Below are 16,135 nucleotides of genomic sequence, written 5' to 3'. Positions count from 1 at the left end.
GCATGCGCGCGTGTCCGGCCTCACGACCGGGAGGGACCGACGTCCCGCATCGCGCCGCTGGCCGGCGGTCCACAATGAGGACATGAGCGAGCAGACCGAAGAGCGCAGCATCGGCAAGCGGGCGAACGAGCTGAACGCCCTCATCCGCTACACGATGTGGTCGGTGTTCAAGCTGGCCCGGCCGCTCGAGGACGACCAGCGCAGCGCCGCCGCCGACGAGGTCACCGCGCTCTTCGACGAGCTGGCCGGCAAGGACGTCGTCGTCCGTGGCGTCTACGACGTCGCCGGCCTGCGGGCCGACGCCGACCTGATGATCTGGTGGCACGCCGAGACGCCGGAGGCGCTGCAGGAGGCCTACGGCCGGTTCCGCCGCACCGCCCTGGGCCGCCGGCTCGAACCCGTCTGGTCGCAGATGGCGCTGCACCGCCCCGCCGAGTTCAACCGCAGCCACGTGCCGGCCTTCCTCGCCGACGAGGAGCCGCGCCGCTACGTCTGCGTCTACCCGTTCGTCCGCTCCTACGAGTGGTACCTGCTGCCCGAGGAGGAGCGGCGGGACATGCTCAAGGAGCACGGCATGCAGGCCCGGCCCTACCCCGACGTGCGGGCCAACACCGTCTCCTCCTTCGGGCTCGGCGACTACGAGTGGATGCTCGCCTTCGAAGCCGACGAGCTGCACCGCATCGTCGACCTCATGCGCGACCTGCGGGCCAGCCGCGCCCGCCGGCACGTGCGCGAGGAGGTGCCGTTCTACACCGGCACCCGCAAGGAGATCGCAGAGCTGGTCGCGGACCTGCCGTGATGATGCACATGGTCATCGCTCCGCGATGACACCGCGGCCAGGAGCCGTGCCCCGGTTGCGCTGAGCTGTTGCCTGCGTCTCTGTCGGGGACCCTCCGGGCCCCGCGACAGGGACACAGAGCCGCTGGCCGCGGTCTCCGGCGGGACCCTCCGGGCCCGCGCCGGATCCCGCGGGGTCGCTGGCGCGACAGAGCGGCGGGTCCGTACTCGTGCCCGACGCACGAACGGCGCGTTCCCCGGTCAGGAACGCGCCGTTCGTGCGCTGCTGGGGGCTCAGCTCTCGGTGGAGTTGAGCTTGATGCTCACGGAGTTGATGCAATAGCGGTCGCCGGTGGGGGTCTGGGGGGCGTCGGCGAAGACGTGGCCGAGGTGGCTGTGGCAGCTGCCGCACAGCACCTCGGTGCGGACCATGCCGAGCGCACGGTCCTCACGGAGGACGACGTTGTCCTCGGCGGCCGGCTCGTAGAAGGACGGCCAGCCACAGTGCGAGTCGAACTTGGTCTCGGAGCGGAACAGCTCGGCACCGCACGCCCGGCAGGAGTAGACGCCGACGGCCTTGGTGTCGACGTACTCACCGGTCCACGGCCGCTCGGTGCCCGCCTGGCGGAGCACGGCGTACTCCTCCGGCGACAGCTGCGCGCGCCACTCCTCGTCGCTCTTGACGACCTGGGGCTGGTGGGCGGATGTGGTCATGGCTCCACGGTACGGCGGCTCCGCCACCTGCGCCGGGGGCCCGTGCTCCCCGGTCGGCAGCGTCCGGTGCTGCCGCCGGAGCCTGCGTTCAGCCGCGCGGCCACCAGCGGGCGAGCCGCGTGAGCTGGTCCTCGACCAGCGGGCGGAGCTGGATGCTCGTGCTCGCCGTGGCACCCGACGTGCCTCGCAGCAGCACCTCGTGCGCGCCGGCCTGGAGCACCATCGGCGCCCGCACGGTGAGGGAGACGCTGCCGTCCGGCCCGGCCACCCCGGAACCGAGCTGGCCCCGCAGCCGCGCAGGCAGCTCGGCGGTGACCTTCTCTCCCGGCGAGAAACCGGTCCCGAGAACGGTCAGTTCGTCCTCCCGCAGCGGCCGCGGGTCGCTGACGGTCGCCGTCGGCGCGTCGTCGGTGACGCCGGCGGCGGAGTCCCGGTCCGCGCCGGCGGTCGGGTCCAGGGCAGCGATCGGGGAGGTCGGGTGGGGCGCGAGGTCAGCGGGGTCGGTCAGCCCGTCGGCCACGGCCACGGCCACCGCCACGGTCGGCGGACCGGCGTCGGCGGTCGATGCCGCACCGGCCACCCCGAGGGTGGATGCCGCCAGGGCCAGACCGAGGACAGGGCCGAGGACGGCGCGGGGCATGCTGCGTCGGGACACGGGTCTCCTCGGACGGGCGGACGGAGGGTTCGCGTGCTGGGCGGCGGACCCCTCGATCCTGTCATCGCCCAGCGCAAGGGTCGATCAACATCCGGTAACGAAGTTCGCTCTGCTAAGCAGCGACCGGACACCCCGGTGATGTGCGGCTGCGGTGCCGCGGTCGGGTGCTCGTACGGTGAGCCCGGCGCCGCGTCCGGTGGCGCCGCCGTCCGCCGAGAGGAACCATGAGCACCCCGCAGCCCCTGGCCGACACCTGGTTCACCCGCGACCTCCCCGTGCTCCGGGCGATCGCCCGGCTCATCGACGAGCCCCCGCACGGCAGTGCCCCCTACCTCGGGGCCGTCGTGCCGGCCAGCGGCCTGCCCAAGCCGCAGGTCGTCTCCGCGGCCAACGCGCTGGTCACCGCCGGCTACGCCGAGGCGCTCACCAACCACGCCGGGGAGATCGTCCGGTTCACCGCCGTCTCCGGTGAGGCCCGCCGGCTCACCGGTCTCTGGCCCACGCCGCAGAGCGAGTGGGACCGGCTCCTGGAACAGGCCCGCGCCCGGGCCGCCGGTGCAATGACCGACGTGGAGCGGGAGCGCTGGCGCACGTTCGCCGATGCCGCAGCTGCCATCGGGCCCGACGACGGGGCGCTGCTGATGTCCGCCCTGATCGGCGGGTACGTGCCCCGGGCGCGCTGACCGCCGGGACCGGACGCGACAGTGCCCTCGCCCGATTGCTCGGGCGAGGGCACTGTCGGTGGTTCGAGAGGGCTGCGTTCAGCTCCTCGGTCTGAAGATCAGACCGGGTTGACGTTCGCCGCCTGCGGGCCCTTCTGGCCCTGCTCGATGTCGAACGAGATGCGCTGGCCCTCATCGAGCGAGCGGTACCCGCTGGTCTGGATGGCCGAGTAGTGGACGAAGACGTCCGGGCCGCCGCCGTCCGGGGTGGCGAAGCCAAACCCCTTCTCTGCGTTGAACCACTTCACTGTTCCTTCGGGCATTGCTCGCTCCTAGCTGAGGTCGTGCGTCGGGGTCCTGCCAATGCGCAGGGCCTTCCCGACGTGTACGACCCTAGCGGGTTCTGGCGATCTGTGGGAGGTCAGGGGCACAAAGATCCTCGGCGAGCCGGTCCGGGCCGCGGTGCGGCGGGTCAGAGCAGGCGTCCGGAGGCGTCCCGGGCGGCGTCCTCGGACCAGGCCTGGCGGGCGTAGGCGTTCGGCGCATAGCTGTCCTGAGCGGCGCCGGCCCGGGGTCGGGCACTCCCCGTCGGACGGGGTGGGGCAGCGGTCAACGCCAGCGGCCCCGGCCGCCAGGCCTGCACGGTGAGCGGCTCGGGGGCCGCCCACTCCTCGAGCGCCAGCCGGGCCCGCTCCTGTGCGACCGCCCGCAGGTGGCGGCGCCAGCGGTGTCCGGCGAGGTCGACCCCGACGAACACGGCGACGAGGACGGCGACGGTCAGGAAGGCGTTGGTCAGCGCGGTGGCCACGTCCAGGGCCGTGAGCTCGGGCCAGCTGACCTGCTCCAGCTGGTACCCGACGACCTCGATGACGACGTACAGCACGCCGTACACCAGGAACGCGACCCGCATGACCCCGCTCCTGTCGCCTGTCTGACCGTGGACCGAACGCCTCCTCAACGACAGGAACCGCCCCACGCGACAGCCGACGCCGGCCGGCTCACCCCTGCGGGTGAGCCGGCCGGCGTCAGGTGCGCCGGTAGAGCTCGGTGAGCAGGGCGACGGCGGCCGGGGACGCCGGGTGCGGGTCGTCGCGCCACCAGGCCAACCGGACGGCGACCGGCTCGGCGTCCCGGATCGGCCGGTAGGCGACCCCGGGGCGTCCGTACTGGGCGCCGGTCGCCTCCGCGGTGACCCCGACACAGCGGCCGGTGGCGATCGCGGTGAGCCAGTCGTCGACGTCCTGGGTGTGCGCGATCACCGGGCGCGCGTCCTCCGGCCACAGCTCCGGGGTCGTCGTCCCGGTCCGGCGGTCGACCAGCAGGGTCCGCTCGGCGATCTCGGCCATCCGCAGCGAACGGCGGCGGGCCCAGGGGTCGTCGGCCGCGACCGCGCACACGCGCCGCTCCACCCCGACCAGCACGCTGCCGAAGCGTTGTGGGTCCGGCGGCACCCGGAGCACGGCCACGTCACAGGCGCCTTCGGCGAGACCGGCGGTGGGGGAGTTGGTGCGCACCAGACGGAGTTCCGTGCCCGGCTGCTGGGTCGCCCAGCGGCGCTGGAAGTCCAGGGTGTGCCGGCCCATCGCGGACCAGGCGTGGCCGATCCGCAGCCGGGTCGCGGTGCCACCGGCCTCCTCGACCAGCTGGCCGACCTCTGCCAGGACCCGGCGGGCGCGGTCGAGCACCCGCTGCCCGGCGGCGGTGAGGGAGACCTCGCGCGCGGTGCGCCGCAGGAGCCGGGTGCCGAGCTCGGCCTCGAGGGCGGCGAGGCCGCGGGACACGGCGGCCTGGGAGACGCCCAGCTCGATCGCGGCGTCGGTGAAGGTACCGGTGTCCACGATCGTGACCAGGCACCGCAGGTGCCGCAGCTCAACGCTCATGCGCTCAGCGTATGCATGAGCCGGTGTGTGCATTTTGTGCATGCACCCGCGGAGGTCAGGGTCGACCGGTGACCAGTACCCGGCGGATCGACCAGCCCGCGGCGGGAGGGGCAGCCCCGGTCGTCGCCCGCCCGGCGAGCCACCTCCCCGGCGGTGCCCCGGGCGCGGGTGCCGGCGTGGCACTGATGTTCGGCAGTGCGCTGGCCAACCAGGTCGGCGCGGCGGTCGGGGCGCTGGCCTTCCCGGTGATCGGAGCGGTCGGGGTGGTGGCCGTGCGGCAGTGGGTCGCCGGGATCGTGCTGGTGGGCGTCGTCCGGCCCCGGCCGTGGCGGCTCACGGCCGCCCAGTGGCGGCCGATCCTGCTGCTGGCCGTGGTGTTCGCGACGATGAACCTGTCGCTGTACGCGGCCATCGAGCGGATCGGCCTGGGCCTGGCGGTGACGCTGGAGTTCCTCGGCCCGCTCGGTGTGGCGCTGGCCGCCTCGCGGCGGCGGCGCGACCTGGGCTGCGCGCTGGTGGCCCTGGCGGGGGTGGTCGCGCTCAGCCGGCCGCACCCGACGACCGACCACGCCGGGATCGCCCTCGGCCTGCTGGCCGCCGCCTGCTGGGCCGGCTACATCCTGGTCAACCGGCAGCTGGGTGCCCGGGTGCCCGGCGGTACCGGCCCGGCCACTGCGGCGGGGCTGTCGGCGCTGGTGTTCCTCCCCATCGGCATCGCCGTGCTGGTCGCACACCCGCCGTCGCTGGTGACCGTGGGGTACGCCGTCACCGCGGGCGTGCTGGCCTCGGCGGTGCCGCTGTTCCTCGACCTGCTGGCGCTGCGCCGGGTGCCCGCCGGCGCCTACGGGGTGTTCATGAGCATCCACCCGGTGATCGCCACCGTGGTCGGCCTGATCGTGCTCGGCCAGGGGCAGCCGTGGGACGCGTGGCTGGCCATCGCCGCGATCGTCGGCGCCAACGTCGCCGGTCAGCTGCCCGCCCGTCGCCCGGCCGGCTGAGCGCCACCGGCGTCCGCGGCGGCCCGTCAGGGGACGGCGGCCGGTCGTCGTCCTCGCGGCTCGCCTCGTGACCGGCCTCGTGCCCGGCTTGGGACTGCTGCTCCGCCCTGCGCTGCGCCCGCAGGGCGTCCTGCTCTCGCCGGCGGCGGATCTCCCGCCGGGCCAGGTAGGCGGCCAGCAGGACGGGCCAGACGAACTGGGCCTTGTCGGCGATCCACCGCACCCAGGCCGGGGCCTGCCAGTCCGGCAGGTCCACGTCGGGCAGGTCCACGTCGGGCCAGGGGATCGACGGCAGGTCGACGTCCGGCCACGGGATCGACGGCAGGTCCCAGTCGGGCCAGGGAAGTGCGACGGTCAGTCGGACGGCGAGCAGCCCGAGCAGCAGCGGGAGGACCACCTTCGCCACGCCGCCGGCGACGGCGAGCACGGCGTACCGGCGGGGGTGCTGACGGATCCGCTCCTCCCGGAGCGCGGCTGGGGACCCCGTCTCCGGTTCCAGGTCGATCCCGCCGGTGCCGAGCGCCGCACGCACGGCGGCGCCGTCTGCAGGCGGGTACCAGGTGGCCCGCTTCGGCTTGCCGAGGCCGGTGTACTGCACAGTGACCGAGCCGACGTCCGGCTCCACGTCGGCCGGCTGGTCGTCCGGGCTGACGTCGTCCTCGCCCTTGAGCCGGTCACCCGGCTTGAGCCGCACGGTGTCCTCAGCGGACTTCTTGGCCGCCACCACCCGCCCGTCGACGCTCCACCGGACCGTCCGCGACACCGAACCGGTCGCCTCCACCCGGTGCCGGCGCCCCTCCGCCACCAGGTCCCAGGCCTGCGTCGGGTGATCGGCCACGGTGCGACGCTAGCGCGGCGAGCCCTCGGCTCAGTCCTGCGCGGCGGGGACCTTCTTCGCGCGGCTGGGCTGCACCCGCATCGGCTCGCCGGGCATCTTCGGGTAGTCGGGGGGATAGGGCATCTCGCCCAGTCCCAGGTCCCGTTCCTGCTGGTCGGCCAGCTCGACCAGGGGAGTGAGGTCGAAGGCGTGGTCGGCGAGGCCGGCGTGCTTGTCACCGACGGCGGCGAAGCGGGCCGGCATGGTGCGGACGTCGAAGTCGAAGGGCGAGACGTCGGGCAGCTCGTCCCAGTCGACCGGGGCGCTCACCGGCGCATGGGGCTTCGGCCGGATCGAGTAGGCGCTGGCGATCGTGCGGTCCCGGGCCATCTGGTTGTAGTCGATGAAGATCTTCTCGCCGCGTTCCTCCTTCCACCAGTTCATCGTGACCCGGTCGGGGATGCGGCGTTCCAGCTCCCGGCCGAACGCGATCACCGCCCGGCGCACCTCCGGGAAGGTCCAGCGCGGCTGGATGGGGACGTAGACGTGCACGCCCCGGCCGCCGGAGGTCTTCGGCCAGCCCTCCATGCCGAACTCGTGCAGCAGCTCGCGCACGTGCGGGGCCACCCACACGGCGTCGGAGAAGTCGGTGCCCGGCTGCGGGTCGAGGTCGATCCGGAGCTGGTCGGGCGACTCGACGTCGCCCTTGGACACCGGCCACGGGTGGAAGGTCAGCGTCCCGAGGTTCGCGCACCACGCGACGACGGCGACCGAGTCCGGGGCGATCTCGTCGGCGGTCCGGCCACTGGGGAAGCTGATGTGCGCCGTCGGCACCCACTCGGGGGCGTTCTTCGGCACCCGCTTCTGGTAGAACGCGTCGCCGGTGTTGTCGACCCTGGTGGAGAGCCGGGCGCCCTCGAACACCCCGCCCGGCCAGCGCTCCAGCGTCGTCGGCCGGTCGCGCAGCGCGAACAGGATGCCCTCGCCGACGGCGACGAAGTACTCGACGACGTCGATCTTGCGGATGCCCTTGTCCCCGAAGTAGGGCTTCTCCGGGTTGCTCACCCGCACCTCATGGCCGTCGAGCTCCAGGACGACGGCGTCCTTGCTGCTGGCCATGAGGCTCCGTTCGGGTCAGGCAGGACCGGGTGCGGGGTCGATCCTGCCGGAGCCGGTCACGCGGGGCAGGTCGTCCCGTCCTGCGGGACGGCGAGGTCGATCAGGTACGCGTTCACGGCCGCCGTCACGCACTCGGTCTTGGGGTAGGCAGTGTGCCCGCTGCCCTGCCAGGTGAGGAGCACCCCGTTCTCCAGGTCCTCCGCGAGGTCGACCGCGCCGGTCACCGGGGTCACCGGGTCGCCCTGCGTGCCGATGACCAGGATCGGCGCGCTGCCCGCGGCGTCCCGCTCGGGCAGGGGCGTGCGCGGGGCCTCCCACGCCGAGCAGGTGTAGAGGCTCAGTGCGGCGTCGGCGCCGAAGAGCGGGTAGCGCGCGTTCCAGTCCGCGGCCAGGGCCTGCACGTCCGAGGCGCTGAACTCCTCGTCGGTGTCGGCACAGTTGACCGCCAGGTTGGCGTCGACCACGTTGCTGTAGGTGCCGTCGTCATTGCGGCCGGTGTAGGTGTCGGCCAGGGTCAGGATGCCGGCGGCGTCACCGTTCCGGGCGGCAGCCAGCGACTGGGCCAGCTGCGGCCAGGCCGAGGGCTGGTAGAGGGCCGAGCGCACGCCGCCCAGGATCAGGCCCGGCGTCGCCTGCCGGGTCTCGCCCTCCCGGCTGCTCGGGATCGGGGCCGCGGCGGCCTGGGCCAGCAGCTCGTCGAGGAACGCGCGGGGGTCGGGCCCCAGCGGGCAGCCGCTGATCAGCGACAGGCAGTTGGCGGCGAAGGCGTCGAAGGCGGCCTCGAAGCCCTGCGCCTGCGCCTCCGCCGCCTCCTGCGGGGTGGCGTCGGGGTCGACCGCGCCGTCGAGCACCATCGCCCGCACCTGCTCGGGGAACAGCTCGGCGTAGGTGGAGCCCAGCGTGGTGCCGTACGAGTAACCCAGGTAGTTGAGCTGGTCGTCACCGAGGGACCGCCGGACCAGGTCCAGGTCGCGGGCCGCGTCCGCCGTGGAGAAGGCGCCCAGCGCCTCCTGGTACTCCTCGCTGCAGCCGGCCGCGACCTCCTCGACCTGGCTGAACAGGGCGTCCTGCGCGGCGGTGTCGGTGACCCGGGGATCGGCCGCGAAGAGCTCGTCCTTCTGCTCGTCGGAGATGCACTCGACCGGGGTGCTCAGCCCCGTCCCCCGCGGGTCGAGGCCGACGATGTCGAACTGGTTGACGACCGCCTCGGGGAGGGTGAGCGCCGCCTGGATGGCCGCATCGGCGGCGGACTGCCCGGGGCCACCGGGGTTCACCATCAGCGAGCCGATCGGGTAGGTCTGCCCGGCGAGGCTGGCCCGCACCAGGAACAGCTGCAGGGTGCCGCCCTCGGGGTCCTCGTAGCTGACCGGCACCGTCGTCGTCCCGCAGGAGAAGACGAGGTCGCGCTCCGACCCGGGTCGCCCGGCGATGATCGGGTCGATCTGGTCGTCGCAGTCGGTCCACTCGATCAGCTGCGGCTCCGGCTCGGCCGGCGGGGCCTCCGAGGAGGAGACGGCCGCGGCTGTCTCCTCCTCGCCCGAGGAGGTGCACCCGGCGAGGGTCAGGGCGAGGGCGAGGAACGCTCCTCCGGCGGTGGCCAGGCGGCGGTGCGCGGTCATGATCGGCAAGGGTAGGAGCCGAACCTGGGAGCGGCAGCCAGGTTCGGCGTGAGGATGCGCTCAGTCCCCGCGGACCCGGCTGCTCCTCAGCCGCCGAGGACCTCGGCGAGGTCGTAGCGGACCGGGACCTCCAGCTGCTCGTAGGTGCACGACCGCGGGTCCCGGTCGGGGCGCCAGCGCAGGAAGTGACCGGTGTGCCGCAGCCGGCGGCCCTCCAGCTGGTCGTACTTGACCTCCACCACCAGCTCCGGCCGCAGCGGCACCCAGGACAGGTCCTTGCCGGCGTTCCAGCGGCTGGTGGCCCCCGGCATCCGGCGCTCGCCGTCCGTGTCCGTCTGGGCGTTCGCCCAGTCCTGCCAGGGGTGTCCGTCCAGCGCCTCGGCCCGGTGGGGGGCCAGCTCCTCGACCAGCTCGGCCCGGCGCTTCATCGAGAACGACGCCGCGACGCCGATGTGCTGCAGGGCGCCGGCGTCGTCGTAGAGGCCCAGCAGCAGCGAGCCGACCACCGGCCCGCTCTTGTGCCAGCGGAAGCCGGCCACCACGCAGTCCGCCGTCCGGACGTGCTTGACCTTGGTCATCACGCGCTGGTCGGGGGAGTAGGGCTGGTCGCCCCGCTTGGCGATGACGCCGTCCAGGCCGGCGCCCTCGAACTCGGCGAACCAGCGCTGCCCGACCTCGGCGTCGGAGGTGACCGTGGTGACGTACACCGGTGCCTGCGCACCGGCCAGCGCCTCGCGCAGCCGGGCCTGCCGCTCGGCGAAGGGCGTCGCCAGCAGCGACTCCTCGCCCAGTGCCAGCAGGTCGAACGCGACGAAGGACGCCGGGGTCTCGGCGGCCAGCCGGGTCACCCGGGAGGCGGCCGGGTGGATCCGCTGCAGCAGCGACTCGAAGTCCAGCCGGTCCCCGCGCGGGACGACGATCTCCCCGTCGACCACGCAGCGCTCGGGCAGCTGGGCCTTGACCGCCTCGACGACGTCGGGGAAGTAGCGGGTCAGCGGGCGTTCGTTGCGGCTGCCCAGCTCGACCTCGTCGCCGTCCCGGAAGACGATGCACCGGAACCCGTCCCACTTCGGCTCGTAGAACCAGCCGTCGCCGGTGGGGAGCTTCGCCACGGGCTTGGCGAGCATCGGCTTGACCGGCGGGTTCACGGGCAGGTCCATGCCGGCCAGTCAAGCAGTCGCCGACGACGCCGGGCAGCCCCTCCGAGCCGGTCGAGCACGACGGGGTCGTCCAGGGGCGAGGCCTCAGCGCAGGGCGTACCGGGTGAACAGGACGCCGTCCTCCTCCAGCACCTGCCGCAGCTCGGCGGGCACGGGCGACGGGAGGGCCTGCGGCAGCAGACCGGGGCCGCCGCCGACCAGGAGCGGGGCGATCGACAGGTCCAGCTCGTCGACCACCCCGGCGGCCAGGGCGGCGGTGAACAGCGCCGGACCGCCCTCGCACAGCACCTGCTCGTGACCGCGTTCGGCCAGGGCGTCCAGCGCGGTCGGCAGGTCCACGTCGTCGTCGCCGCAGACCAGCACCTCGACGCCGGCGCCGGTGAGCGCCGCCCGCTGGTCCGCGTCGGCCGCGGCGCAGGTGACCAGCAGGGTCGGCGTGACGGCGGCGGTGACCAGCTGGTCGTCCGGTCGCAGGGACGCCCGCCGGGACACGACCACGATCGGCGCGACCGTCGGGCGGCCGAGCTCCGCCCGCAGCCGGCCGACGGCGGAGTCGGGGAGCACCGGCCGGTAGCCCTCGGCCGCCGCCGTGCCGGCACCCACCAGCACCGCGTCGGAGAGCGCGCGCAGCGTGCGGAACACCCGCCGGTCGCCGTCCGACCCCAGCCCGCCGCTGCGGCCGTCGACGCTGATCGCCCCGTCCGGCGAGGCGACGAAGTTGACCCGCAGGTGCCGGCCGGCCGACACCCGATAGGCGTCGGCCAGCTCGGCCGGGTCGTGCGGCAGCGACGCCACGCTCAGTGGGTGGCCAGGACCGCGGCGCTCTCCGCCGGCACCGTCACCTGCGCCCCGTCCAGCTCGGGCAGCTCGCCGCTGGCGAACAGCACCTGGGTGGCCGCCGTGTCCAGGTCGATCTCCCGCGGCTGGTCGGACAGGTTGGCGACCACCCGCAACGAGCCGCGGTGCACGACCAGCCACCGGTCCGCGTCGTCCCAGTGCACCTGCACCGCGGAGAGGTCGGGGTCGACCAGCTCCGGGTGCCGGCGGCGCAGCGCGAGCAGCGCCTTGTGCACCGCCAGCACGTGCGTGTGCGGCTCCCGGTCCAGCTCCGACCAGTCCAGCTTCGAGCGGGTGAAGGTCTCCGGGTCCTGCGGGTCGGGCACCACGGCGGCGTCCCAGCCGTGCTCGGCGAACTCGCCGATCCGGCCCTCGGCGGTGGCCCGGCCCAGCTCCGGCTCCGGGTGGCTGGTGAAGAACTGCCACGGGGTGGCCGCGCCCCACTCCTCGCCCATGAAGAGCATCGGGGTGAACGGGCTGGTCAGCACCAGAGTGGCGCCCACGCCGAGCAGACCGGGGGAGAGCGAGGCGGAGATCCGGTCGCCGACCGCGCGGTTGCCGATCTGGTCGTGGTCCTGCAGGTAGGCGAGGAACTTCCAGCCCGGCAGGGCCGCGGTGTCCACCGGGCGGCCGTGGTGCCGCCGGCGGAAGCTGGACCAGTCGCCGGCGTGGAAGAACGCGCTGGTGAGGACCTTCGCCAGCCCGCCGAGCCCGGCCGCCTCGAAGTCGGCGTAGTAGCCCTGCCCCTCGCCGGTCAGCTGGGTGTGCAGGGAGTGGTGGAAGTCGTCGCTCCACTGCGCGTCCAGGCCGGTGCCGCCGGCCACCCGGGGCGTGACCATCCGCGGGTCGTTGAGGTCGCTCTCCGCGATCAGGGACAGCGGGCGGCCCTCGGCGACCGAGAGCCGGGCGACCTCGGCGGCCATCTCCTCGAGCACGTGCGTGGCCCGCTCGTCGACCAGCGCGTGGACGGCGTCCAGCCGCAGGCCGTCGGCGTGCATGTCGCGCAGCCACATCAGGGCGTTGTCCAAGATGTAGCGCCGCACCTCGTCGGAGTCCGGGCCGGAGAGGTTGATCGAGTTGCCCCAGGTGTTCGCGCCCTCGGCGAAGACCGGGAAGAACTCCGGGAGGTAGTTGCCCGACGGGCCCAGGTGGTTGTAGACGACGTCCTGGATGACGCCCAGCCCTCGCTGGTGGCAGGCGTCGACGAAGCGCTGGTAGCCCGCGGGGCCGCCGTAGGTCTCCTGCACCGCGTACCAGGCGACGCCGTCGTAGCCCCAGTTGTGCGTGCCGTTGAAGCCGTTGACCGGCAGCAGCTCGACGAAGTCGACGCCCAGGTCGACCAGGTGGTCCAGGTTCCGGATCGCCGCGTCGAAGGTCCCCTCGCGGCTGAAGGTGCCGATGTGCAGCTCGTAGACCACCCCGCCGGCGAGGGGGCGCCCGGTCCAGGCGCCGTCGCCCCAGCGGTACCCGGACGGGTCGAAGCGGCGGGAGAGACCGTGCACGCCGTCGGGCTGACGGCGGGAGCGCGGGTCGGGGCGCGGCGTCGGGTTGTCGTCGAGCAGGTAGCCGTAGTCGGCCTCGGGGGACGCGGGGACCGTGGCGTGCCACCAGCCGGCGTCGTCCCGCTGCATGTCGTGCACCTCGCCGTCCACCTGCAGGCGGACCCGCGCAGGCAGCGGCGCCCAGACGGTGAACTCGACGGGCTCGGACATGCGGGGGCCTCCAGGGCGGTGCGGGGGACGGGCAGGTGGATCATGCCCGGGCACCCGGCCGTCAACCGTCGCCGGTGGGCACGTCTCGGGCCGGGCGGCGTCCACCGCGAGGACGACCTGCTCAGGGCCGCGATTCCGTCTCCGGGATGACCACAGGGAGGCCTCCGGCCCGCTAGGTTCTGCACGCTTCCGTTCCGCGCGACGAAGAGAGCCGACATGACGGTGGTCCGGACCTGGGTCCTGCCCGTGCTGCGAATCCTGATCTGGGCGGTGATCGCGGTGGCGCTCGTCGTCCTGGCCTTCCGCGGCAGCGGCGGGGCCGACCCGACCGGCGTCACCAGCGCCCCCGGCGTGGACCTGGGGTCGCCGTCGATCCCGGTCACCCGCGGCACGGTGACCAACACCGTCTCCGTGCAGGGCTCCATCGCCGCCGACCCCGCGGTGCCGGTCAAGGCGACCGCCGCCGGGACGGTGAGCCGGCTGCACGTCAGCGCCGGGGCTCCGGTGGCGGTCGGGGACAAGCTGCTGGACGTCCGGTTCGAGGAGGAGCGCGACCCGGTCGTCGGCACGGACGCCGAGGGAAACCCGACCTCGACGCCGCGCGACCCGCTGGTGAAGGTGGTGACGGTCACCGCGACGGCGGCCGGCCGGCTGGCCACCCTGGACGTCCTGAAGGACCAGGTGGTCGCCGTCGGGGACGCCGTGGGCACCATCTCCCCGGGCACCCTCTCGGTTACCGCGTCGCTCTCCCAGGCCGACCAGTTCCGGCTGCTGAGCCCGCCCGCCACCGCCGAGGTCACGGTCACCGGCGGCCCGGCGCCGTTCACCTGCACGGGGCTCACCCTCGGTGCCCCGCCGAGCGGGGAGGACCAGGCCAGCGCCGGGGTGGACCCGATGACCGGCATGCCGATCACCGCCACCACCACCGCCCGGTGCGCCGTCCCGGCCGAGGTGACCGTCTTCTCCGGGATGGCGGCGACGGTGGCCGTGCAGGCGGGCGAGGTCGCCGACGCGCTGGTGGTGCCGGTGACCGCGGTGCAGGGCTCGGTGCAGAACGGGGTGGTCTGGGTGCCCGGCGCCGACGGGACCCCCGAGGAGCGACCGGTCACGCTGGGGCTCACCGACGGGCAGCAGGTGGAGATCACCGGCGGTCTGACCGAGGGGGAGTCGGTGCTGGAGTTCGTCCCGGTGCCCGACGACGCGGCCGCCGACCCCTACGGCATGGGCGGGCCGTACGGGTGAGCCTGCTGGAGCTCTCCGGGATCGGCCGGGACGTGCGGCTGCCCGACGGGAGCCTGCTGCCGGTGCTGGCGGGCGTCGACCTGAGCATCGCGGCCGGCGAGCACGTGTCGATCGTCGGCCGGTCCGGTTCGGGGAAGTCCACGCTGCTCAACGTGCTGGGCCTGCTGGACAGCCCGACCGCCGGCACCTACCTGCTGGACGGGCAGCCGACCGACGCCCTCGGTGGACGGCGACGGTCCCGGCTGCGGGGAGAGACCTTCGGCTTCGTCTTCCAGCAGTTCAACCTGCTGCCGCGGCGCACCGCGGAGGAGAACGTCGCCGCGCCGCTGCTCTACGCCCGCGGCCGGGACTTCCTCACCCGCAACCGGGCCGCCCGGGCGATGCTCGACCGGGTCGGCCTGGGCCCCCGTGCGCTGTCGGTGCCGGAGAAGCTCTCCGGTGGTGAGCAGCAGCGGGTGGCGATCGCCCGGGCACTGGTCCGCGGGCCCCGGGTGGTGCTCGCCGACGAGCCGACCGGTGCGCTGGACGTCGAGACCGGGGCCGCGGTGATGGCGCTGCTGGCCGAGGTGACCGCCGAGAACGGTGCCGCCCTGGTGACGATCACCCACGACCTCTCGGTGGCCGCGCTGGCCGGCCGCCGGTTCCGGCTCGACCACGGTCGGCTCACCCCCGTTCCCGCCGGGGACGCGCTCGCTGCGGCAACCAGTGACCGGACCGACGCATGACCGGGCTGCTGGGCACGCTCAGCGAGGCGTGGGGCGAGGTCCGGGTGCACAAGGCCCGGGTCCTGCTGTCGCTGGTCGGGGTCTTCCTGGCCGTGCTGGCGATGACCACGGTGACGGCGCTGGGCCAGATCGCCGCGCAGGTGCAGCAGGAGCAGGCCGAGGCCAGCGGCGGGCGGACGGCGACCATCGGTGTCTCCGCCTACGACCCGATGACCGGGAACGTGCCGCAGCAGGAGTGGGACGCCGGGGTCGACGCGCTGGTGACCCGCTACGGGCTGCCGGAGGAGGCGGTGGCCACCCTCGCCCAGGAGAACGGGCTCTACCGGTTCCCCGGGGACACGCAGGCCGTGGAGACCAGGCGCGTCTCGCCGTCCTACGGTCCGCTGCACCGCATCCAGCCGGTCGAGGGCCGCTGGTTCCGCACCGGTGACCGGCAGAGCCTGTCGCCCGCCCTGGTGGTCAACCGGGACTTCCTCACGCTGCTGGGCGTCCCGGACCTCAGCTCCCGGCCGACCGTGGTGATCGGCGGCTCGCAGCCGGTGCTGGCCACGATCGTCGGGGTGCTCGACTGGAACGAGGGCTTCCCGAGCGCCTACCGGATCGACTCCTCGGCCGGGGACGCCGTCACCGCGGCCGGGGCCCCGGGCTTCTGGTCGCCGCCCACGCTGGAGCTCTGGGTGCCCTCCGCGCAGGCCGACGCAGTCGTCACCGCAGTCCAGGCAGACCTGGCCCGGCTGCTGCCCGGTGCGGAGGTGCAGGCCTACCGGCAGGACCCGGAGAACCTGGAGGACACCATCGCCACGCTCCGGCTCGCCGTCCGCGCCGCCGGGCTGGTGGTGCTGGCCCTCGGCGGGCTCGGGGTGCTGAACATCGGGCTGGTCACCGTCCGCCAGCGGATCCGGGAGATCGGCGTCCGGCGGAGCTTCGGGGCGACCTCGGCGCGGGTCTTCTCCGCGGTGGTGCTGGAGAGCGTCGTGGCCACCGCACTGGCGGGGCTCGCCGCTGTCGCGCTGTCGGTGGCGATCGTCCGGAACCTGCCGCTGGAGCGGTGGCTGGCCGGCGGCGTCCCGCTGGTCGACGCACCAGGCTTCCCGGTCTCGGCGGCGGTCGAGGGGCTGGTCGCGGCGACCGCCGTCGGCGCGCTGGCCGGCCTGGTGCCCGCGCTGATCGCCGTCCGGGTGAAGGTGATCGACGCGATCCGGTTCTGACCGTCCGGCC

16 protein-coding genes are annotated in these 16,135 nt (G+C 74.1%); 6 read left to right on the top strand and 10 right to left on the bottom strand.

What is annotated here, in order from left to right; translation table 11 throughout:
- The first annotated feature begins 82 nt into the window (after positions 1 to 82).
- On the top strand, positions 83 to 799 hold the full coding sequence (gene hemQ / locus O2W16_RS19290; RefSeq protein ID WP_269160451.1) for a hydrogen peroxide-dependent heme synthase: 717 nt from the start codon (positions 83 to 85) through the stop codon (positions 797 to 799).
- A 272-nt stretch (positions 800 to 1,071) separates the two neighbouring features.
- Here hemQ and msrB read toward each other — a convergent pair whose 3' ends face one another.
- Positions 1,072 to 1,491 carry a peptide-methionine (R)-S-oxide reductase MsrB gene (gene msrB / locus O2W16_RS19285; protein WP_269160450.1) on the bottom strand — a complete coding sequence of 140 codons (420 nt, stop codon included), beginning with the start codon at positions 1,489 to 1,491 and terminating at the stop codon, positions 1,072 to 1,074.
- A gap of 88 nt (positions 1,492 to 1,579) precedes the next feature.
- The gene (locus tag O2W16_RS19280; protein ID WP_269160449.1) at positions 1,580 to 2,146 is read right to left on the bottom strand and encodes a hypothetical protein; all 567 of its coding nucleotides are present in this window, start codon (positions 2,144 to 2,146) and stop codon (positions 1,580 to 1,582) included.
- Positions 2,147 to 2,370: 224 nt separating this feature from the next.
- Between O2W16_RS19280 and O2W16_RS19275 the strand changes: the two genes are divergently transcribed.
- A complete protein-coding gene (locus O2W16_RS19275; protein WP_269160448.1) occupies positions 2,371 to 2,829 on the top strand; it encodes a hypothetical protein in 459 nt (152 codons plus the stop codon).
- A gap of 98 nt (positions 2,830 to 2,927) precedes the next feature.
- Here O2W16_RS19275 and O2W16_RS19270 read toward each other — a convergent pair whose 3' ends face one another.
- The 3 genes from O2W16_RS19270 to O2W16_RS19260 all read right to left on the bottom strand — a co-directional run bounded on the left by O2W16_RS19270 (position 2,928) and on the right by O2W16_RS19260 (position 4,688).
- A complete protein-coding gene (locus O2W16_RS19270) occupies positions 2,928 to 3,131 on the bottom strand; it encodes a cold-shock protein (protein WP_014741881.1) in 204 nt (67 codons plus the stop codon).
- A 149-nt stretch (positions 3,132 to 3,280) separates the two neighbouring features.
- On the bottom strand, positions 3,281 to 3,718 hold the full coding sequence (locus O2W16_RS19265) for a hypothetical protein (protein WP_269160447.1): 438 nt from the start codon (positions 3,716 to 3,718) through the stop codon (positions 3,281 to 3,283).
- 115 nt (positions 3,719 to 3,833) lie between these two features.
- Positions 3,834 to 4,688: a LysR family transcriptional regulator gene (locus tag O2W16_RS19260; protein WP_269160446.1), complete on the bottom strand. Its 855-nt coding sequence runs from the start codon at positions 4,686 to 4,688 to the stop codon at positions 3,834 to 3,836.
- A 68-nt stretch (positions 4,689 to 4,756) separates the two neighbouring features.
- Between O2W16_RS19260 and O2W16_RS19255 the strand changes: the two genes are divergently transcribed.
- Entirely contained in the window at positions 4,757 to 5,686 is a 930-nt protein-coding gene (locus tag O2W16_RS19255) for an EamA family transporter (RefSeq protein WP_269160445.1), read from the top strand.
- An 868-nt stretch (positions 5,687 to 6,554) separates the two neighbouring features.
- Here O2W16_RS19255 and O2W16_RS19250 read toward each other — a convergent pair.
- From O2W16_RS19250 to treZ, 5 genes are all read right to left on the bottom strand, one after another.
- Positions 6,555 to 7,622, bottom strand: a complete 1,068-nt coding sequence (locus tag O2W16_RS19250) for a DNA polymerase domain-containing protein (RefSeq protein WP_269160444.1) — start codon at positions 7,620 to 7,622, stop codon at positions 6,555 to 6,557.
- 56 nt (positions 7,623 to 7,678) lie between these two features.
- The gene (locus O2W16_RS19245; protein WP_269160443.1) at positions 7,679 to 9,241 is read right to left on the bottom strand and encodes an alpha/beta hydrolase; all 1,563 of its coding nucleotides are present in this window, start codon (positions 9,239 to 9,241) and stop codon (positions 7,679 to 7,681) included.
- A gap of 86 nt (positions 9,242 to 9,327) precedes the next feature.
- Positions 9,328 to 10,401, bottom strand: a complete 1,074-nt coding sequence (locus O2W16_RS19240) for an ATP-dependent DNA ligase (protein WP_269160442.1) — start codon at positions 10,399 to 10,401, stop codon at positions 9,328 to 9,330.
- Positions 10,402 to 10,485: 84 nt separating this feature from the next.
- Positions 10,486 to 11,196, bottom strand: coding sequence for a dihydrofolate reductase family protein (locus O2W16_RS19235; RefSeq protein ID WP_269160441.1), 711 nt, complete (start codon positions 11,194 to 11,196; stop codon positions 10,486 to 10,488).
- A 2-nt stretch (positions 11,197 to 11,198) separates the two neighbouring features.
- Positions 11,199 to 12,950 (bottom strand): malto-oligosyltrehalose trehalohydrolase, encoded by a 1,752-nt coding sequence (gene treZ, locus O2W16_RS19230; RefSeq protein WP_269160440.1) that lies wholly within the window; start codon positions 12,948 to 12,950, stop codon positions 11,199 to 11,201.
- Between the two features lie 216 nt (positions 12,951 to 13,166).
- Between treZ and O2W16_RS19225 the strand changes: the two genes are divergently transcribed.
- The 3 genes from O2W16_RS19225 to O2W16_RS19215 are packed head-to-tail and all read left to right on the top strand — an operon-like array spanning position 13,167 to position 16,125.
- The gene (locus tag O2W16_RS19225; RefSeq protein ID WP_269160439.1) at positions 13,167 to 14,192 is read left to right on the top strand and encodes an efflux RND transporter periplasmic adaptor subunit; all 1,026 of its coding nucleotides are present in this window, start codon (positions 13,167 to 13,169) and stop codon (positions 14,190 to 14,192) included.
- The gene (locus O2W16_RS19220) at positions 14,189 to 14,917 is read left to right on the top strand and encodes an ABC transporter ATP-binding protein (protein ID WP_269160438.1); all 729 of its coding nucleotides are present in this window, start codon (positions 14,189 to 14,191) and stop codon (positions 14,915 to 14,917) included. The genes O2W16_RS19225 and O2W16_RS19220 overlap by 4 nt, the downstream gene beginning before the upstream one ends.
- Positions 14,914 to 16,125 (top strand): ABC transporter permease, encoded by a 1,212-nt coding sequence (locus O2W16_RS19215; protein ID WP_269160437.1) that lies wholly within the window; start codon positions 14,914 to 14,916, stop codon positions 16,123 to 16,125. Before O2W16_RS19220 ends, O2W16_RS19215 begins: the two co-directional genes overlap by 4 nt.
- Positions 16,126 to 16,135: the final 10 nt, after the last annotated feature.

This window comes from Modestobacter sp. VKM Ac-2984, from assembly GCF_026967985.1.
GTDB lineage: Bacteria > Actinomycetota > Actinomycetes > Mycobacteriales > Geodermatophilaceae > Modestobacter.
This window is presented reverse-complemented; position numbering and strand designations above follow the sequence as displayed.